This window comes from Amycolatopsis sp. NPDC104587, assembly GCF_055583645.1.
On the sequence record NZ_JBVJNO010000007.1, the window covers coordinates 172166 to 190985 of the forward strand.

The window sequence follows — 18820 nt, forward strand, 5'->3', positions numbered from 1 at the left end:
GCGGCGGTTAGAGTCCGGTTCGTGGTGAACGTGGACGAGATCGAACGGGTGCCGGCGAAGCGCGTGCTGGGCCTGGCCGTGCCGGCGCTGGGCGTGCTGGCCGCCGAGCCGTTGTACGTGCTGGTCGACACGGCCGTGGTCGGCCACCTCGACGCGCTGTCGCTGGCCGGCCTCGCGCTCGGCGGGGTCGTGCTGGCCCAGGTGTCGAGCCAGCTGACGTTCCTGTCCTACGGCACGACGTCACGCACCGCCCGGCTGCACGGCGCGGGCCGGCGCGGTGACGCGGTGCGCGAGGGTGTGCAGGCGACGTGGCTGGCGCTGCTGGTCGGGCTCGTCGTGCTGGCCGCCGGGCAGCTGCTGGCCTGGCCGATCGCGCGGGTGCTCTCGGGCAGCGATGTCACGGCCGCCGCGGCCGTGTCGTGGATCCGGATCGCGTTGTTCGGCGCGCCGATGATCCTGGTCACGATGGCCGGCAACGGCTGGATGCGCGGGGTGCAGGACTCGGCGAAACCGCTGCGGTACGTCCTGGCGGGCAACGGGATTTCGGCGGTGCTGTGCCCGGTGCTCGTCTACTGGGCGGGGCTGGGCCTGGAGGGCTCGGCGATCGCGAACGTCGTCGCGCAGGTGATTTCGGCGTCGCTGTTCTTCGCGGCGCTGGTGAAGGAGAAGGTCGGGCTGCGGCCCGACTTCAAGGTGATGCGCGCGCAGCTCGGCCTCGGCCGCGACCTGGTGCTGCGCAGCCTCGCGTTCCAGGCGTGCTTCGTCTCGGCGGCGGCCGTCGCGGCCCGGACGTCGACGGAGGCGGTGGGCGCCCACCAGATCGTGCTGCAGCTGTGGTCGTTCCTCGCGCTGGTGCTGGACTCGGTGGCGATCGCCGCGCAGTCCCTGGTCGGCGCGGCCCTGGGGGCGGACTCGGCGCGTCAGGCGCGCGGGGTGGCCGGGCAGATCACCCGGTACGGGCTGCTGCTGGGGTGCTTCCTGGGGGTGGTGTTCGCGGCGCTGTCGTGGGTGCTGCCGCACGCGTTCACGTCCGACCCGGGGGTGCTGGCGGAGATCCCGCACGCGTGGTGGTTCTTCGTGGCGCTCCAGCCGATCGCGGGGGTGGTCTTCGCCCTGGACGGCGTCCTGCTCGGCGCGGGCGACGCGGCGTTCCTCCGCAACGCGACGCTCGGCAGCGCGGCCCTCGGTTTTCTCCCGCTGATCTGGGCGTCCCTGGGCTTCGGCTGGGGCCTCACGGGCATCTGGATCGGCCTCTCGCTGTTCATGGTCTTCCGCCTGGCGGCGGTCCTGGCCCGCTGGCGCTCCGGAAACTGGGCCGTCACCGGCGCCATCCGCCCGGCCTGACCGTGCGCCAAGAGGCGTCACACGTGATTGGGCGGGCATCACGCGTGATTGGGCGGGCATCACGAGTGATGCCCCTCTGATCACACGTGATGCCCCTTCAATCACGTGTGATGCCTCTCTGATCACGCGAGTTTCGGGGTCAGGTTCGGGACTGGCGGACCCGGCGGTCCACCAGGCGGCGCAGGATCGGGGCCGCTAGCGGGCCCAGCGCCGCGAGCAGGGCCACCGACCGGTCCGGGTACACCGCGTACCGCTCCCGCTCCACCGCCCGGACGATCGCCGACGCCACGGCCCCGGGCGCCATCGGGCGGATCGTGCCGCTGATCGCCGCCGTCGCCGCGGGCTTCCAGCGGTTCTCCTCCGCAGCTGCGGGGTGTCGACGTCCGGCGGGTACACACACGCGACGTGCACCCCGGCCGGGTTCAGCTCGTCGCGCAACGCCTCCATCAGCCCGCGCACCGCGAACTTCGCCGGTGCGTACGCCGTGTACCCGTAGATCCCCAGCACCGCGGCCGCCGACGAGATCGCGACGATCGAGCCGCGGCCCCGCCGGACCATCGGCGGCGTCACCGCACGGACCGCGTGCAGCGTCCCGAAGTAGTCGACCTCCACCATCCGCCGGAAGACCTCGTCGTCCAGCTCCAGGAACTCGCCCGGACGCGCCTGGCCCGCGCACGTCACCAGCACGTCGCACGGCCCCGCCGAAGCCACCAGCTCCGCGAAGACCGCGGACACCTCCGCCTGCACCGAGACGTCGGCGACGGCGGTCCGGACCGAAGCACCGCGTGACTTCAGCGACACCGCGGCCTTCCGCAGCCGCGATTCGTCCCGCGCCACCAGGGAGACCGACGCGCCGCGCGCGGCCAGCGCCGCCGCCGTCGCCAGCCCGATCCCGCTGGACCCGCCCGTGATCACCGCGTGCGCCCTGTGCAGCCCGGTCACGACACCACCCCCGAATGTGAAGAACATTCAGATACAACCATGTGGTGAACGCCACCGGGATCACAGCTATGTTTCGTCGTTGCTTAGGCGCTACAAGTAGTAGGGACGGCAGCGCAGGCGTCCGCACGGAACGAACGCCGAAACCCTGGAGGAACTTGTGCCGCCCGCCACCGGCCGCGCCACCGCCCGGTCCTGGCTCATCTGGCTCGCCGCCGTCACCGTCTACCTCCTCGCGGTCTTCCACCGCACCTCCTTCGGCGTCGCCGGCCTGCAGGCGGCCGAGCGCTTCGGCGTCGGCGCGGCCGCGCTCGGCACCTTCACCGTCCTGCAGGTCGGCGTGTACGCCGCGATGCAGATCCCGACCGGCGTCCTGGTCGACCGCTACGGCCCCCGCCGCGTCCTCACGGTCGCGGTGCTGGTGCTCGGCGCCGGCCAGCTCCTCCTCGGCATCGCCCACTCCTACGGCCTCGGCCTGCTCGCCCGCGGTGTGCTCGGCCTCGGCGACGCGCTCACGTTCGTCAGCGTGCTTCGCCTGGTCGCGGCCCACTTCCCGGGCCGCCAGTACGCGCTGCTGACGTCGTTCACCGCGGCCGTCGGGTACATCGGCAACCTCGCCGCGACCGTCCCGCTGTCGCTGCTGCTCGACTCCGCCGGCTGGACCCCCACCTTCCTCGCGGTCGGCGCCCTCACCGTCCTCTACACCCTGGTCGTGACGCTGCGGGTCCGCGACGTCCCGGCCGGCGTGGAGCAGCCGGCCCGCGAAGCCGTCCGTCCGCGCGAGCTCGGCCACCAGGTCGCCGAAGCGTGGCGGACGCCGGGGACGCGCCTGGGCTTCTGGGTGCACTTCAGCACGATGTTCGCGCCGAACGCGCTGACGCTGCTGTGGGGCGTGCCGTGGCTGGTGCAGGGCCAAGGCCAGTCGAAGGCCACCGCGAGCGCGCTGCTCACCGTGTTCGTCTTCGGCTCGATGGCGGGCGGCCCGCTGCTGGGCGGCCTGATCGGGCGCCGCCCGTCGCTGCGGATGCCGCTGGTCGGCGGGTACATCGGCGGGGCCGCGCTGGTCTGGGCGGTGCTGCTGAGCTGGCCCGGGCAGGTCCCGGTGGCGCTGCTGGTGCCGACGTTCGCGTTCCTCGCCCTCGGCGGCCCGGCGTCGATGATCGGCTTCGCGCTGGCCCGCGACTACAACCCGCTGGCCCGCGTCGGCACGGCGACCGGCGTGGTCAACGTCGGCGGTTTCGTCGCGACGACGATCGCCGCGCTCGCGGTGGGTGTCCTGCTGCAGTGGACGGGCGGCAGCTTCCGCCTCTCGCTGCTGGCGATCGTCGCGATCCTGGCGCTGGGCACCTGGCGGATGCTCACCTGGTGGCGCCGCACGCGCGCCCACCTGTTCCTGGCCGAGGCCCGCGGTGAGGAGCTCCCGGTCCGCATCACCCGCCGCCGCTGGGACGCCGCGCTGCCCGAGACACCGATCGTCGCCGCCTGAGCGCACCTGATCGTTCCGCGAGACCCGGCCGCTAGGGTTGCCGCGTGTCGAGCCCGAAACCGCCCCGCCGCCCCGCCCCGCCACCCGGCCTGCTCATCGTCGACAAGCCCGCCGGCATGACGTCGCACGACGTCGTCGCCCGCGCCCGCCGGATCATGGGCACCCGCAAGGTCGGGCACGCCGGCACGCTCGACCCGATGGCGACCGGTGTGCTGGTGCTCGGCATCGAACGCGCCACCAAGCTCCTGGGCCACCTCGCGCTCGACCGCAAGACCTACCTCGCCACCCTGAGTCTCGGCAGCAGCACCACGACCGACGACGCCGAGGGCGAAGTCCTCTCGAGCGCGGACACCCAGGCCGTGGAAGACGACGCCATCGCGCGCGGGATCGCCAAGCTCACCGGCGACATCCAGCAGGTGCCGAGCGCGGTCAGCGCCGTCAAGATCGACGGCAAGCGCGCCTACGCCCGGGTCCGCGCCGGCGAGGACGTCGTGATCCCGCCGCGTCCGGTCACCGTCTACCGCTTCGACGTCCTCGCGATCCGCCACGAGGACGCCCGCGTGGAGGTCGACGCCGTCGTCGAGTGCTCGTCCGGCACCTACGTCCGCGCGCTGGCCCGCGACCTCGGCGCGGACCTCGGCGTCGGCGGCCACCTGCGGGCCCTGCGCCGCACCACGGTCGGCCCGTTCACCCTGGCCAAGGCGAGGACCCTCGACCAGCTCGAGGAGACGCCCGAGCTGAGCCTGGACCTCGACGCCGCGGTCGCCGCGGCCTTCCCGCGGCGCGACCTCGACGCCGCGACGGCCAAGGCGGTCCGCCACGGCCAGCGCATCCCGGCGGCCGGCGTCGAGGGCACCTACGGCCTCTTCGGGCCGGACGGGCGGGTGCTCGCGCTGGCGGCAGATGAACAAGGTGTGTCCCGAGCAGTGGTCGTGTTGCTGCCCGCCTAGGGTGGGCCCGGAGAGACGGGAGTCTGACGTGCTGCGGTGGCGTGGGCTGGGGGACCTTCCCGGCGGCTGGGGCCGGTGCGTGGTCACCATCGGCGTGTTCGACGGTGTGCACCGCGGGCACCAGGAGCTGGTGAACCGGACGGTCGCGGCGGCGGCCGAACGCGGGCTGCCGAGCGTCATGGTGACGTTCGACCCGCACCCGTCGGAGGTGCTGCGCCCGGGCAGCCATCCGGCGCAGCTGACCACGTTGCGGCGCAAGGCGGAGATCGTCGAGAGCCTCGGCGTCGACGTCTTCTGCGTGCTGCCGTTCACCTTGGAGCTGTCCCGGCTGCAGCCGGAGGAGTTCGTGCACGAGGTGCTGGTCGACCGGCTGCACGCGGCCGCGGTGATCGTCGGCGACAACTTCACCTTCGGCGCCAAGGCCGCGGGCGACGTCGCGCTGCTGCGCACGCTCGGCCGCCGGTTCGGGTTCGCCGCCTACGGCGCGGAACTGCAGGGCAAGGAACTGTCCGAAGAGGACCAGTCCGCCATCACCTTCTCCAGCACGTACGTCCGTTCGTGCATCGACGCCGGGGACGTGGTCGCCGCCGCCGAGGCGCTCGGCCGCCCGCACCGCCTGGAGGGCATCGTCGTCCGCGGCGACGGCCGGGGCCACGAGCTCGGTTACCCGACGGCGAACCTGTCGACACCACGCTTCGCCGCCGTCCCGGCCGACGGCGTCTACAGCGCCTGGTTCACCCGCTCGGCGGACCCGTCGCGCCGCCTGCGCGCGGCCGTCTCGGTCGGCACCAACCCGACGTTCTCCGGGCGCGAGCGGACGGTCGAGGCGTTCGTCCTCGACGTCGACGAGGACTTCTACGGCCAGCACGTGGCGATCGACTTCGGCACCCGGCTGCGCGACCAGGTGCGGTTCGCCGACTCGGCCGGGCTGGTCGCGCAGATCGACGAAGACGTCGTCGCGACGAGAAAGGCACTGGAGCTGCCCCCGGACGCCCCGACCGGGGGCGAATAGGGGCGTTTCGCGTTCACGCACGTGACAGCGGTGGCAAGATGCTCAGGCAGAGCGGGCGAGCGGGTTTAGGGGAGCGGAACTGGTGGAGGACCACAAGATCGTCCAGCGGAACATCGCGCTGCAGCGGGAGTGGTACGGCGAGCCGCTGGGTGACCGGGTGCGCCGCCTCGTGGTCGCGTTCGACGTTTCGCAGGCGTTCCTGGCCGAGGTCCTCGGCATCAGCGCCCCGATGCTCAGCCAGGTGATGAGCGGACGCCGGGCCAAGATCGGCAACCCCGTCGTGCTGGCCAGGATGATCATGCTCGAGCGCAAGATCCTGGTGCCCGAGGTCGCCGCCGGCAACCGCGACGCGATGCTGGCCGCGCTCGAGGACGTCCGCGACTCCCGGCCCACCGTCGGCCGCGACAACATCCCGGTGGTCAACGACGACCAGGCCGTCCTCACCTACCTGCGCGACCTGGCCGAGGACGAAGACCTGGGCGAGGCCGCCAAGCGGCTCGACGACGACTTCCCGGCCATCGCCGACCTGCTCCGCCGGGCGGGCCACGGCGCCTGATGCCGGTCCTGTTCAGCGCGCTCGTCCCGCCCGCCGACGTCGTCGAGGCGGTCGCCGAGGCCCTGGCCGACCCGGACGACGGCCTGCGCTGGGAGCCGCCGGAGCGCTGGCACATCACGCTCGCCTACTACGGCCAGGACGACCTGGACGTCCGCGGGGCCTGGCTGGGCGAGCGCCTGGCCGGGCGGCCCGCGGTCGACGTCCGGCTGGAAAAGGCCGCGACGTTCCCCGGGGTGCTGTGGTTGACTGCCGCCGGAGCACAGCTGACGCCCCTCGCGCACGCCGCGGGGGCCGGCGCCGAAGCGAGGCCGTACCGGGCCCACCTGACGCTCGCGCGGTTCCCCCGGGAAGAACCGGAGCGTGCCGGACGTTGGACATCGGCGCTGGCCGGTTTCACCAGCCGGAGCTGGACCGCCACGCACGTCGTGCTGATGACCAGCGAGCGCCAGCCGGGCGGGAGCCGCTACCGGGTGGTTCGCTCGTTCGGGCTGGACGACGCCTGAAGGCCCTGCTCAGGGGCGCTTGCGGCCTGAATGGTAACGTCGTGACCGGGTCCGGCTGCAGTCCGTGGCGGCCGTGACCGTCTTCCCGGCGTTCATTCCGCGTCCGGGGCCGCACGGCACTGATCATCGAGGAGCAACACAAGTGGCGCTGTCCACCGAAGACAAGAAGTCGATCCTGGCCGAGTACGGCGTGCACGACTCGGACACGGGATCCCCCGAGGCCCAGGTCGCGCTGCTGACCAAGCGGATCGTCGGCCTCACCGAGCACCTCAAGGCTCACAAGCACGACCACCACTCGCGTCGCGGGCTCCTGCTGCTGGTCGGCCGTCGCCGCCGGCTGCTGAACTACGTGATGAAGGTGGACATCGAGCGTTACCGTGCGCTGATCCAGCGCCTCGGCCTGCGCCGATAGCTTGAACCCGAGGGGGAGTGACCACATCGGTCGCTCCCCCTCGGTCCGAAAAGAACAACGGCGCGAGCGCGCCCGAGGAACCGTCCGCCGGTCCTCGGTAGTGGTTCCCGGGAAGCGTCCCGGGGGCTTCGATCGAAGACCGGCACCTCTCCTCGAGCGTCCTCAGGCGAAACGGGTCCCAGGGTGGGAGACTCGCGCCGGATAGAAGGAACCAAAGAGGAGAAACATCTATGACCGACTCCACCGGAGTCACCGTGCACGAGACCGAAGCCGTGATCGACAACGGCCGGTTCGGCACCCGCACCGTCCGCTTCGAGACGGGCCGCCTGGCCAAGCAGGCCGCCGGCGCCGTCGTGGCTTACCTCGACGAAGAGACCATGCTGCTCTCGGCGACCACGGCGTCGAAGCACCCGAAGGACCACTTCGACTTCTTCCCGCTGACCGTGGACGTCGAAGAGCGCATGTACGCCGCGGGCCGCATCCCGGGCGCGTTCTTCCGCCGCGAGGGCCGGCCCTCCACGGACGCGATCCTGACCTGCCGCCTGATCGACCGGCCGCTGCGCCCGTCGTTCACCGACGGTCTCCGCAACGAGATCCAGGTCGTCATCACCGTCCAGAGCCTCAACCCGGACGACCCGTACGACGTGCTGGCCATCAACGCCGCTTCGGCGTCGACCCAGATCGCCGGCCTGCCGTTCTCGGGCCCGGTCGGTGGCGTGCGCGTCGCCCTGATCGAGGACCAGTGGGTCGCGTTCCCGACCTGGTCGCAGCTGGAGAAGGCGACCTTCAACATGGTCGTCGCAGGCCGCATCGTCGGTGACGACGTCGCGATCATGATGGTCGAGGCCGAGGGCACCGAGCACACGCTCGACCTGATCGCCGCGGGCGGCAAGGCGCCGGACGAGGTCTCGGTCGCCGAGGGCCTCGAGGCCGCGAAGCCGTTCATCAAGGTGCTGTGCGAGGCCCAGCAGAAGCTGGCCGAGGTCGCCGCCAAGCCGACCGGCGAGTTCCCGGTCTTCCTGGCCTACGAGCAGGACGCCTTCGAGGCCGTCGCCGCGATCGCGACCGACGACCTGGCGAACGCCCTGCAGATCGCCGGCAAGCAGGCCCGTGACGCCGCGACCGACGAGGTCAAGGCCGCCGTCCTGGAGAAGGTCGGCATCGGCGAGGGCGAAGCCTTCGAGGGCCGCGAGAAGGAGATCGGCGCCGCGTTCAAGGCGCTGTCCAAGAAGGTCATGCGCAAGCGCGTCCTCACGGACAAGATCCGCATGGACGGCCGTGGCCTCACCGACATCCGGTCGCTTTCGGCCGAGGTCGCCGTGATCCCGCGGGCGCACGGCTCGGCACTCTTTGAGCGAGGGGAAACCCAGATCCTGGGTGTCACCACGCTGAACATGCTCCGCATGGAGCAGCAGATCGACTCGCTCTCCCCGGAGACGCACAAGCGCTACCTGCACCACTACAACTTCCCGCCCTTCTCCACCGGTGAGACCGGCCGCGTCGGTTCGCCGAAGCGCCGCGAAATCGGCCACGGCATGCTCGCCGAGCGCGCCCTGGTGCCGGTGCTGCCGAAGCGGGACGAGTTCCCGTACGCGATCCGCCAGGTCTCCGAGGCGCTGGGCTCCAACGGCTCGACGTCGATGGGCTCGGTCTGCGCGTCCACCATGGGCCTGTACAACGCCGGTGTGCCGCTGAAGGCGCCGGTCGCGGGCATCGCGATGGGCCTCATCTCCGACGAGGTCGACGGCGAGACGCGTTATGTCGCGCTGACCGACATCCTCGGGGCCGAGGACGCCATGGGCGACATGGACTTCAAGGTCGCCGGCACCAAGGACATCATCACCGCCCTGCAGCTGGACACCAAGCTCGACGGCATCCCGTCGGAGGTGCTCGCCGCCGCGCTGAAGCAGGCGAAGGACGCTCGCCTCACCATCCTGGAGGTCATCGCCGAGGCGATCGACGGCCCGGACGAGATGAGCCCGTTCTCGCCGCGCGTCACCAGCGTGAAGATCCCGGTCGACAAGATCGGCGAGGTCATCGGCCCGAAGGGCAAGATGATCAACTCGATCACCGAGCAGACCGGCGCCGACATCTCCATCGAGGACGACGGCACGATCTACGTGGGCGCGGCCGACGGCCCGTCGGCGGAGGCGGCGATCGACCTGATCAACGCCATCGCCAACCCGCAGCTGCCCAAGGTCGGCGAGCGTTTCCTCGGCACCGTGGTGAAGACGGCCGCGTTCGGCGCGTTCGTCTCGCTGCTGCCGGGCAAGGACGGCCTGGTGCACATCTCCAAGCTGGGCAACGGCAAGCGGATCGCCAAGGTCGAGGACGTCGTCAACGTGGGCGACAAGCTCCGCGTCGAGATCGCCGACATCGACAACCGCGGCAAGATCAGCCTGATCGTCGTCAAGGAAGACGAGGCCCCCGCCGAGGGTGCCGCGCCCGCCGCCGACGCCGAGAAGGCCGACGCCTGATCAGCCCCGGCTAGTCCGGTTCAAGACAGTTCCGTCGAAGGCCTCCTCGTCGTTTCCGGCGAGGGGGCCTTCACGGCATCGTGAGTAAGGAACCCATGGCACGGCAGGTTTCCGGGCACGAGCAGCCCGTCGGCACCACCCGCACGCTGGAGTCCACTCCGGACGGCGCGGTCGTCAAGCGCAGTGTGCTGCCCGGCGGCCTGCGCGTGATCACCGAGCACGTCCCGGCGTCCCGCTCGGCCACGGTCGGGCTGTGGGTCGGCATCGGCTCCCGCGACGAGCCGGTGGCCGTCGCCGGCGCCGCGCACTACCTCGAGCACCTGCTGTTCAAGGGCACGAAGAACCGCGACGCCACGCAGATCGCCGAGGAGATCGACGCCGTCGGCGGCGAGTTCAACGCCTTCACGGCGAAGGAGCACACCTGCTACTACGCGCAGGTGCTCGACGCCGACCTCCCGCTGGCCGTCGACCTGGTCACCGACGTCGTGTTCGAGGCGCTGTGCACCGACCGCGACATGGACATGGAACGCAGCGTCGTGCTCGAGGAGATCTCGATGCGCGACGACGACCCCGAGGACCTGCTGCACGAGACGTTCGTCAGCGCGATCCTCGGTGAGCACCCGCTCGGGCGTCCGGTGCTCGGCACCGAGAAGTCGATCATCGAGATGTCGCCCGCCGCGCTGCGGAACTTCTACAAGCGCCGTTACACGCTGCCCCGGATGGTGCTGGCGGTGGCCGGGAACGTCGACCACAGCCAGGTGCTCCGGCTGGTGCGCAAGGCTTTGCGCGGCCGCCTGGACGGCACGGCCACGCCGGTCGCGCCGCGGGAGGGCCGCGCCCGGATCAAGACCCCGCCGAAGCTGGCCCTGCACACCGACGACACCGAGCAGGCGCACGTCATGCTCGGCCTGCGGTCGCTGTCGCGTCACGACGAGCGCCGTTTCGCGCTGTCGGTGCTCAACGCGGCCCTCGGCGGCGGCATGAGCTCGCGGCTGTTCCAGGAGATCCGCGAGCAGCGCGGGCTGGCGTACCAGGTGTACTCGTCGGTCGCGAGCTACTCCGACACCGGCCACATGTCCGTGTACGCGGGCTGCCAGCCGGAGAAGCTCGGCGACGTCGCGGGCGTGATCCGCGAGGTCCTCGACAAGGTCGGCGTCGACGGCCTGACCGAAGCCGAGGTGGCCCGCGCGAAGGGCCAGCTGCGCGGCGGGCTGGTGCTGGGCCTGGAGGACACGTCGTCGCGGATGTCGCGGCTCGGCAAGACCGAGCTCAACTACGCGCGTTATCTCGGCGTCGACGACACGATCGCCCGCATCGACGCCGTCACCACCGAGGACGTGTGTGCGCTCGCTCGCACTTTGTTCGCGCGGCCGGGCGGGGTCTCGGCGGCGGCGGTCGTCGGGCCGTACGCTCACGCCGACGACCTGCCCGACGACTTGCACGAGGTGATCGCTTCATGACCATCAACGTCGGTGTGCTCGGCGCTCGCGGCCGGATGGGCGCGACGGTGGTGAACGCCGTCGAGGGGGCAGGCGACATGAAGGTCGTCGCCGCTTTGGACGCGGGCGATGACTTCTCGGCGCTGGCCGAGGCCGAGGTCGTGGTCGACTTCACCCACCCCGACGCCGTGATGGACAACCTGAAGTACCTGATCTCGCACGACATCCACGCGGTGGTCGGCACGACGGGCTTCAGCGAGTCGCGGTTGGCCGAGCTGCGCGCGCTGCTGGAGCCGAAGCCGTCGCTGGGGGTGCTGATCGCGCCGAACTTCGCGCTCGGCGCGGTTCTGGCGATGCGGTTCGCGGCCCAGGCGGCCAAGTTCTACGCCTCGGCCGAGATCATCGAGCTGCACCACAACCGCAAGGCCGACGCGCCTTCGGGCACCGCCGCCCACACCGCGCGGATGATCGCCGCGGCGCGGGCCGAGGCGGGCGTGCAGCCGGGTCCGGACGCGACGACGTCGGAGCTCGACGGCGCCCGCGGCGCCTCGGTCGAGGACGTCCACGTGCACTCGGTCCGGCTGCCGGGTCTCGTGGCGCACGAGGAGATCCTGTTCGGGGGCGAGGGGGAGACCCTGACCATCCGGCACGACTCGCTCGACCGGACGTCGTTCATGCCGGGGGTGCTGCTCGGCGTGCGCACGGTGGTGGCGCGCCCCGGCCTGACGGTCGGCCTGGAGAACGTGCTCGACCTGTGAAGGCTCGCAACATCGCGCTGCTGATGACGGCGGCGCTGGTCGTCTACCTGGTCCTGCTCGCCGACCGGGCGTTCGCGCTGTTCGCGTCCGGCACCGGCGCGGGCATCGCGCTGGGCGTCGGGGTGCTGCTGCTGCCGATCCTGGGGATCTGGATCGTCGTGGTGACCTGGCGCAACGGCCTGCAGATCCAGCGTCTCTCGCGGCGGTTGGACTCCGAAGGCGAGCTGCCGGACGTCTCGGACCTGCCGCGCCGGCCATCGGGTCGTGTCGACCGCGACGCGGCCGACGCGTGGTTCCAGGACCGCCGTGCCGAGGTGGAAGCGGACCAGGAGAACTGGCGGGCGTGGTACAAGCTCGCGTACGCGTACGACATCGCGGGCGACCGGCGACGGGCCCGCGAGACGATGAAGAAGGCCGTGGAGCTGGAAGCCGCCGACCGCTGAGTTCCCGGGTGTCCCTGGCAGACTGGGATCAGTGACGCTGCTGCTGAAGCTCGTGCTCGCGCCGCTGCTGGTGGTCGGGTCGTCGCTGGCCGGCCGCCGCTGGGGGCCGGGTCTGACCGGTCTGCTGGTCGCGCTGCCGCTGGTGGCGGGCCCGATCCTGCTGATCACGTACTTGGAGCAGGGCGCGGCGTTCGTCGCGCGGGCGGCGTCGGCGTCGCTGCTGGGTCTGGTGTCCTTGGCGGCGTTCGCGGTGGTGTTCGCCCGGGTGAGCCGGACGCGCGCTTGGCCGGGCACGCTGCTGGTGGGCTGGCTGGTGTGCTTGTCACTGGATCTCGCGCTGTCGTTCGCACCGGTCCCGGCTTGGGCGGGGCTGGGCCTGGCCTGGGCAGCGGCCTTGGCGGGAGCGCGGCTGCTGCCTGCGCCGGGCGAGCCGAGACCGGTGACGCTCCCGTGGTGGGACCTGCCCGCGCGGGCCGTGGTGACGGCGGGACTCGTCCTGGCGGTGACGGCCGCGGCCGGCCGCCTGGGTCCGGACCTGACGGGTGTCCTGGCCCCGTTCCCGACGGCGCTGAGCGTGGTGGCGGTGTTCGCCCTGGCCCAGGGAGGCCCTTCGGCGGCGGCCGCGACGGTTCGCGGGGTCCTGCGCGGCCTCGGCGGGTTCGCGGTGTTCTGTTTCCTGGTGGCGGTGCTGGCCGAACCGGTCGGCGGGTGGGCGTTCGGGGTTGCGGCCTGCGGGGTTCTGGTGTGGCAATTCGCTTACAGTTGTCGTTCATTCGGGAAATGACAGCGCTTCGTACCATCACTGCCATGAAACCGACTTCTGCTTCGCCTGGTGCGAGGGCATTGTCCGCTTCGCTGCGCGAAGTACGTCAGGCGCGGAAATATGGGCTGCGTGAACTTTCACGCGCGCTGGAGATCGATCCGCAGTTGTTGTCCCAGTGGGAAAGAGGGCAGAGGGTGCCGCCAGTGGAGGAGGTGGCGCGGATCCTCGGCTATTTGCGCGTGGGCCGCGAAGTGACGAAGCGCTTGCTGCACTTGGCGAAGCACGCGAAGGACCCCAACTGGCTCGACTCGAACCCCTCCGACCTGCCCACGGCGCTCACCGGGATCATTGAATACGAGCGCACCGCCACGAAGATGACCAACTGGACTCCGGCGATCGTTCCCGGGCTCCTCCAGACCCCCGACTACGCCCGAGCCATCCTCAGCGCCGGGCGGATCGGCGAGGAAGAAGTCGACCGGCGCTTGGTGAAGCGTTTGCACCGGCAGGCGGTGCTCACCAAACCGGAACCCGTCCGCCTGCATGCCATCATCGGCGAAGCCGCGATCCGGACCAAGGTCGGCGATGAGGACATCATGTCCGACCAGATCGATCATCTCGTCGAAGTGGTGCAGCGGCCCAACGTCTCGCTGCGGATCGTGCCGTTGGATGCCGGTTACCATCCCGGCCTGATCGGTCCCTTCATCGTCTACGAGTTCGGCTCCCTGCCTGCCATCGTGCATCTGGAGCACCATCACGCGAGCGGCTTCCTGTACGAAGGTGACAGTGGCGGCACCTACCTCGCGCTGGCTAGGCTGATCACCGGCAAAGCTCTCGGCGAAGATGCCTCTCTCGCCTTGCTGCGGGAGGTCTCGCGATAGGTCGGAGGCAACGTGTTCACCTGGCGCAAGTCGAGTCACAGCGGAACCGAAACCGATTGTGTCGAGGTTTCGCTCTCCGGCACCGTCGGCGTCCGCGACACCAAGGCCCGCCGGCTCGGCCAGCTCACCGTAACCCGTGCCGCCTGGACCGCGCTCTGCTCCAAAGTCTTAGTGACTCAAGAAGTTCGGTGACTCCAAAGTCGACATGACTCAAGGGTCTTGGTGACTCCAAAGTCATCATGGCTCAAGAGGCTTAGCGGCTCCAAGCTTCCATGGCCAAAGGCTTAGTCGTTCCAAAGTTGCTGTGGCCAAAGGCGCCGTTTCTACGAAGTCCCTATGGCCAAAGACTTGGTTGCTCCGAAGTCTCTATGGCCCAAAAGTCTCAGTGACTCCAAAGCTTTAGCGACTCCAAGGTCTCAGCGACCCAAAAAGCTTAGTGATGCAACCATCCGGCGAACACCGCAGGTGAAGCGGCTATCAAACTGAAGCGGATCCACCTTCCGGCGAGCCCCGTGGTCAGGAACGTCGCGAGGCGCATCCGCACCAGCCCGGCCAGCACGCTCGTCGCCATGAAGGGCGGCAGGCCGACCAGCGAGCTCACCCCATAGGTGCCCGCCATCCAGTGCGGGTGACGATGACAGCGCTCGCGCAGCCGGTCGACCCAGCCCCGAATCCGCTTCGTCCGCAACTGCCAGCGCACCCGCCGAGCGGTCATCGGCCGTTCACGGTGCAGCCGGTCGTGCAGCGGCTTGGGCAGCTTGATCGTCCCGCGCGCGGCAAGAAAATACAGCGTCTTCCCGGCGATCTGCCCGATGGCCACCGCGGCCCCCAGCCACACCCAGTGCAGCCCGGGATGACTGGCGCACAGCCCGATCAAGAACACTTCGGCGTTGATCAGCGGCACGATGGCCGAACCGAACGCGACGCCCAGCGTCAGCAGGATCCAGCTCATCGTGTCACCTCCTGAAAAGCTCTCGTGTTCTCTTCACGTTATCAGTTCGAAATCTCCGGACACTGGGGTCAGCCCCCGTCTTCGGTGGGTGGTCAGCACCAGAAGATCACCTGCCCGACGGCTTCCGGACACCTCCCGCTGGAACGCTGGCGGCGTGGCCGCCGAGCAACTCCGTACGCCCGCTGACCGATTCGGCGCCCTCTGCCAGACCGTCGTGCGGGTGCTTCCGCTGGGTCTGTCGCGGATCGTGGCGCCGACGTTTCTGGGCTTCTGCCTCATCAACGGTCTGACGTTCGGCGTCGACCTCGGGTTGCTCACCGTTTTCCACGGCCTGCTCGGCTGGCCGGTGTGGCTCGCGATCACGGTCGCCTACGTCTGCGCGTTCGGGTTGAGCTTCGTGCTGAACCGGACGTTCAACTTCCATTCCCACGCCGCCGTCGGAATCCAGCTTGTCCTTTACATCGGTGCGATCGCTGTCAATTACGCGGCGTTTTTGCTGGGTGTGGGCGCGGGGCTGACGGCGCTGGGCGTCGAATACCACCTGTCGCGGCTGCTCGCGGGCGCCTGCGAGGGCGTCTTCATGTACTCCGTGATGCGGTGGGTGATCTTCCGGGACTCAGGTGAGGGCGAGATCGAGGGTGCCGGTGAGCCGGACCTCGCGCAGCAGCCGCTCGCCGGTGTCGAGGGTGCGGACGGTGGCGTCGGGGTTCCAGCCGGCCCGGCGGTAGAAGCCGAGCGAGGCGTGGTCGCCCTGGGCGACCCAGGTGATGCCGCGCGTGGCGCCGTCGGTCCGGAGGGCCGCGGCGGCGGTCGCGAGTAGGCGGCCGGCGTGGCCGCGGCGTCCCCAGCGCGGCTCGACGAGCAGCGTCGCGATCAGGCCGGTGGTGGCGGCGTCCTCGGGCAGGCCGCCCTCGGCGTCGGCGACCTCGCCGTCGGGCGCGCGGCCGGCGACGCAGAACCCGACGACGAACTCGCCCTCGGTGGCGACGTGGACGAGGCTGCCCGGGTAGTCGATGGTCTCGGTCCAGGTGCCGGCGAGGTCGGTCGCGTCCAGCTCGGCGAGCGCCTGCTTGCCGAGGAGGTCCTCGTAGGCGGCGTGCCAGGTGTCACGCTGGATGCGGGCGATCTCCGCGGCGTCGGACAGGTCGGCGGGGCGGACGGCGGCGTCGCTCATGAGTGCTGAATCTAGTGGTGCGCGTTTTTGTCGGTGGTGGGTGGCACCATGACGGGACCATGCAAACGATCAGCGTCACGACGGCCCGGAAGACCTTCCTGGCCGCACAGGGCTTCGCCGACCCCCGTCCGCCCGGTCCGGTTTCCCGGCGGCATCTCAAACGGGTGCTGTCGCGGGTCCAGCTGCTGCAGCTGGACTCGGTGAACGTCGCGGTCCGGGCGCACTACATGCCGGTGTTCTCGCGGCTGGGCGCGTACGAGCCGGCGCTGCTGGACAGCGCCGCGTGGGCGCACTCGGCGCGGCAGCCCCGGATGCTGGTCGAGACGTGGGCGCACGAGGCGAGCCTGCTCCCGGTCGAGGACTGGCCGCTGATCCGCTCGGGCGCGAAGCGGGATGGCTGGTGGAAGCACTACGGGCCGCTGATCGAGAAGTCCCCGGGCCTGGTCGACGAGATCCTGTCGGTGGTCAAGGAGCTGGGCCCGATCGGCGCGGGCGGCATCGAGCGCGAGGTCGAGGCGGACGCCCAGCGGCGCGGCCCGGGCTCGTGGTGGGAGCGGTCGGAGGTCAAGCGCGTCTGCGAGTACCTGTTCGGCGTCGGCCAGCTGACCACGGGCACCCGCCGCTCGTTCGAGCGGCTGTACGACCTGACCGAGCGCGTGGTCCCGCCGGAGATCCTGTCGATGTCGGTGACCCCGGAGGAGGGCGCGCGCGGGCTGATCGAGCGCTCGGCGCGGGCGCTGGGCGTGGCCACGGAGACGGACCTGCGCGACTACTACCGCCTGGGCCCGGCACCGGCCCGGCAGGCGGTGGCGGAGCTGGTGGAGTCGGGCGTCCTGGAGCCGGTCGCGGTCCAGGGCTGGAAGGCGGTGGCGTACCGGCATTCCGCTGCCCGGACCCCGCGTTCGGTGCCGGGCCGGGCGCTGTTGTGCCCGTTCGACCCGCTGATCTGGGAACGCGCTCGCACCGAGCGGCTGTTCGGGTTCCGGTACCGCATCGAGATCTACGTCCCGGAGCCGAAGCGGGTGTACGGCTACTACGTGTTCCCGTTCCTGCTGGACGGTTCCCTGGTCGGCCGGGTGGACTTGAAGTCCGACCGGGCGGCGGGCTTGCTGCGAGTCCAGGGCGCGTTCGCCGAGGAGGGCGCGGACTTGGCCCGGGTGCTCCCCGAGATGGCGGGGGAGCTGAAGCACATGGCGGAGTGGCTGGGGTTGTCCGACGTGGCCGTCGGAACGCGCGGGGAGCTGGCCAAGCCGTTGGCAAAACTGGTGCGCTGACCCGCTATCCCAGCAGCCGGCTGAGGGCCGCTCGGGCCCTTGCGGGGGCGCTCGGGTCGTGGTGCAGCTGCCGGAAGAGGTTGAGGGTGAGCATCACGCCCACGATGTCGTACAGCAGCTGGTCCGGGTCCGTTCCCCGGGGCAGCTCGTCCGCCGCCAGGCGGATCTGGAGGCGCAGGTCGCGGTGCCAGAGCTGGGTCATGCCCAGCACGGCGTCGCGGACCGGGCCCGGGCGTCCGTCCACTTCGGACGCTGCCGCCGTGAAGAAACACCCGCCGGGCAACACGTCTCGCTCGAGGTAGGAGACCCACGCCTCGCAGAGTGCCCTCAGCTTCGGCAGTCCCGGTGGCGCTGAGGCATGCACTTCGCGGCCGAAGAGCGCCGCTGCCGCGTCGATGACCGCCAACTGAAGGCCTTCCTTCGTGCCGAAGTGGCCCAGCAGCCCGGCCTTGCTCATGCCGAGCTCCGTCGCGAGACGGCCGATCGTCAGGCCTTCGAGCCCTTCGACGGACGCCAGCGCCAGGCTGTGGTCGATGATCCGCTGCTTCGTCTGGCGGGATTCGACAGCGGACTTCCGGGGGCTCATAACCGGTACTTTATCTTACGACCGATCGGTCGCTATAGTGTGCCGGGCATCGGACGAGCGGGGACGGGGGCACGAGTGAGCGAACTGGTGACGGGGGCGTCCCCACGATCCGATGCCCAGACGGCGCGCACCTCGCCCCGCCGCGAGGTGCGCGCCGTCCCCGGCGTGGTCTGCGTGCACGCGGCCATGAGCAGCCCGGCCACCTGGGAACCCGTGCGATCGGCGCTCGGTGGTGATGTCCGTTGCCCGGCCTTACCGGGACATCCGGGCGGCCCGCGGCTGGACGCCTACCCGCTGACCGCCTTCCGCGACGCGGTGCTGGCGGCCCTGCCGGACGAGGGCCGGGTGGTGCTGATCGGCCACTCGCTCGGCGCGTTGGTAGCGACCCTGGTGGCCAGGGAACGGCCCGGCCGGATCGCTCGGCTGGTCCTCGAGGAAATGCCCGTCCCGAGGCGAACCCGCGCCGACGCGCCACCGGCACGCAAGCGTTCGGCGGGTCTCGCGATGCGCGCGCTGGCGAGGGTGAGCGGAAAGTTCGACCCGGTGATGGTGCGGGACGTGCTGAGGGGACTGCGCGAACCGCAGCCGGAGTGGTGGGCGGGACTGGCGAGGATCACGGCGCCGACGCTGGTCCTCGCCGGTGGGCCGTCGAGCCACCTGGACCAGTCGCGGTACGAGCTGCTGGCGAAGGCCCTACCGACAGCCAAGACGACGACGATCGCGGTGGGCCACCGGATCCACGCGAAGGCGCCGCGGGAGTGGCTGGCGGCGGTCGCGGGATAGCGCAGTCGAGCGCTCAAGCCGAGCCGGAGTCTCGAAGCCGGCCGGTGCACGCACCGGACAGCCGCCAGGCGTGGCGACGGGCCGTTCCCGG

At 70.8% G+C, this 18820-nt stretch carries 20 protein-coding genes and 1 pseudogene; 17 read left to right on the top strand and 4 right to left on the bottom strand.

The window, feature by feature from the left end:
- Positions 1-24: 24 nt before the first annotated feature.
- Positions 25-1344: an MATE family efflux transporter gene (locus ACZ61C_RS22760; protein ID WP_465310212.1), complete on the top strand. Its 1320-nt coding sequence runs from the start codon at positions 25-27 to the stop codon at positions 1342-1344.
- A gap of 195 nt (positions 1345-1539) precedes the next feature.
- On the opposite strand, the gene ACZ61C_RS22765 is transcribed toward ACZ61C_RS22760, so the two are convergent.
- Entirely contained in the window at positions 1540-2286 is a 747-nt protein-coding gene (locus tag ACZ61C_RS22765; protein ID WP_465309801.1) for an SDR family NAD(P)-dependent oxidoreductase, read from the bottom strand.
- Positions 2287-2443: 157 nt separating this feature from the next.
- On the opposite strand from ACZ61C_RS22765, the gene ACZ61C_RS22770 reads away from it, so the two are divergent.
- From ACZ61C_RS22770 to ACZ61C_RS22830, 13 genes are all read left to right on the top strand, one after another.
- Entirely contained in the window at positions 2444-3769 is a 1326-nt protein-coding gene (locus ACZ61C_RS22770) for an MFS transporter (protein WP_465309802.1), read from the top strand.
- 44 nt (positions 3770-3813) lie between these two features.
- Complete coding sequence (truB, locus tag ACZ61C_RS22775) at positions 3814-4719, top strand: tRNA pseudouridine(55) synthase TruB (RefSeq protein ID WP_465309803.1); 906 nt, start codon at positions 3814-3816, stop codon at positions 4717-4719.
- 28 nt (positions 4720-4747) lie between these two features.
- Positions 4748-5731 carry a bifunctional riboflavin kinase/FAD synthetase gene (locus ACZ61C_RS22780; RefSeq protein WP_465309804.1) on the top strand — a complete coding sequence of 328 codons (984 nt, stop codon included), beginning with the start codon at positions 4748-4750 and terminating at the stop codon, positions 5729-5731.
- An 82-nt stretch (positions 5732-5813) separates the two neighbouring features.
- Positions 5814-6287, top strand: coding sequence for an XRE family transcriptional regulator (locus ACZ61C_RS22785; RefSeq protein WP_465309805.1), 474 nt, complete (start codon positions 5814-5816; stop codon positions 6285-6287).
- A complete protein-coding gene (gene thpR / locus ACZ61C_RS22790; RefSeq protein ID WP_465309806.1) occupies positions 6287-6790 on the top strand; it encodes an RNA 2',3'-cyclic phosphodiesterase in 504 nt (167 codons plus the stop codon). The genes ACZ61C_RS22785 and thpR overlap by 1 nt, the downstream gene beginning before the upstream one ends.
- Before the next feature lie 142 nt (positions 6791-6932).
- A complete protein-coding gene (gene rpsO / locus ACZ61C_RS22795; RefSeq protein ID WP_155545968.1) occupies positions 6933-7202 on the top strand; it encodes a 30S ribosomal protein S15 in 270 nt (89 codons plus the stop codon).
- 230 nt (positions 7203-7432) lie between these two features.
- The gene (locus ACZ61C_RS22800) at positions 7433-9679 is read left to right on the top strand and encodes a polyribonucleotide nucleotidyltransferase (RefSeq protein ID WP_465309807.1); all 2247 of its coding nucleotides are present in this window, start codon (positions 7433-7435) and stop codon (positions 9677-9679) included.
- A 95-nt stretch (positions 9680-9774) separates the two neighbouring features.
- Positions 9775-11139, top strand: a complete 1365-nt coding sequence (locus ACZ61C_RS22805; protein WP_465309808.1) for a M16 family metallopeptidase — start codon at positions 9775-9777, stop codon at positions 11137-11139.
- Positions 11136-11876 carry a 4-hydroxy-tetrahydrodipicolinate reductase gene (dapB, locus tag ACZ61C_RS22810; protein WP_465309809.1) on the top strand — a complete coding sequence of 247 codons (741 nt, stop codon included), beginning with the start codon at positions 11136-11138 and terminating at the stop codon, positions 11874-11876. Before ACZ61C_RS22805 ends, dapB begins: the two co-directional genes overlap by 4 nt.
- Positions 11873-12319, top strand: coding sequence for a tetratricopeptide repeat protein (locus ACZ61C_RS22815; RefSeq protein WP_465309810.1), 447 nt, complete (start codon positions 11873-11875; stop codon positions 12317-12319). The genes dapB and ACZ61C_RS22815 overlap by 4 nt, the downstream gene beginning before the upstream one ends.
- A 31-nt stretch (positions 12320-12350) precedes the next feature.
- Positions 12351-13103, top strand: a complete 753-nt coding sequence (locus ACZ61C_RS22820; protein WP_465309811.1) for a hypothetical protein — start codon at positions 12351-12353, stop codon at positions 13101-13103.
- Between the two features lie 23 nt (positions 13104-13126).
- On the top strand, positions 13127-13960 hold the full coding sequence (locus tag ACZ61C_RS22825; RefSeq protein ID WP_465309812.1) for a helix-turn-helix domain-containing protein: 834 nt from the start codon (positions 13127-13129) through the stop codon (positions 13958-13960).
- 12 nt (positions 13961-13972) lie between these two features.
- Complete coding sequence (locus tag ACZ61C_RS22830; protein ID WP_465309813.1) at positions 13973-14152, top strand: DUF397 domain-containing protein; 180 nt, start codon at positions 13973-13975, stop codon at positions 14150-14152.
- Between the two features lie 241 nt (positions 14153-14393).
- Here the strand turns inward: ACZ61C_RS22830 and ACZ61C_RS22835 are convergent, their stop codons facing one another.
- On the bottom strand, positions 14394-14912 hold the full coding sequence (locus ACZ61C_RS22835) for a hypothetical protein (RefSeq protein ID WP_465309814.1): 519 nt from the start codon (positions 14910-14912) through the stop codon (positions 14394-14396).
- Here ACZ61C_RS22835 and ACZ61C_RS22840 point away from each other — a divergent pair.
- A pseudogene (locus ACZ61C_RS22840) lies at positions 14866-15462 on the top strand (GtrA family protein); the annotation flags it as partial. The gene ACZ61C_RS22835 and the pseudogene ACZ61C_RS22840 overlap by 47 nt on opposite strands.
- A 66-nt stretch (positions 15463-15528) precedes the next feature.
- On the opposite strand, the gene ACZ61C_RS22845 reads toward ACZ61C_RS22840, so the two are convergent.
- Positions 15529-16086, bottom strand: coding sequence for a GNAT family N-acetyltransferase (locus ACZ61C_RS22845; RefSeq protein WP_465309815.1), 558 nt, complete (start codon positions 16084-16086; stop codon positions 15529-15531).
- Between the two features lie 59 nt (positions 16087-16145).
- Here ACZ61C_RS22845 and ACZ61C_RS22850 point away from each other — a divergent pair, with 59 nt between their 5' ends.
- Positions 16146-17360: a winged helix-turn-helix domain-containing protein gene (locus tag ACZ61C_RS22850; protein WP_465309816.1), complete on the top strand. Its 1215-nt coding sequence runs from the start codon at positions 16146-16148 to the stop codon at positions 17358-17360.
- A gap of 4 nt (positions 17361-17364) precedes the next feature.
- On the opposite strand, the gene ACZ61C_RS22855 is transcribed toward ACZ61C_RS22850, so the two are convergent.
- Positions 17365-17946 carry a TetR/AcrR family transcriptional regulator gene (locus ACZ61C_RS22855; RefSeq protein WP_465309817.1) on the bottom strand — a complete coding sequence of 194 codons (582 nt, stop codon included), beginning with the start codon at positions 17944-17946 and terminating at the stop codon, positions 17365-17367.
- Between the two features lie 75 nt (positions 17947-18021).
- Between ACZ61C_RS22855 and ACZ61C_RS22860 the strand changes: the two genes are divergently transcribed.
- Entirely contained in the window at positions 18022-18729 is a 708-nt protein-coding gene (locus ACZ61C_RS22860) for an alpha/beta fold hydrolase (RefSeq protein ID WP_465309818.1), read from the top strand.
- The last annotated feature ends 91 nt before the right edge of the window (positions 18730-18820 follow it).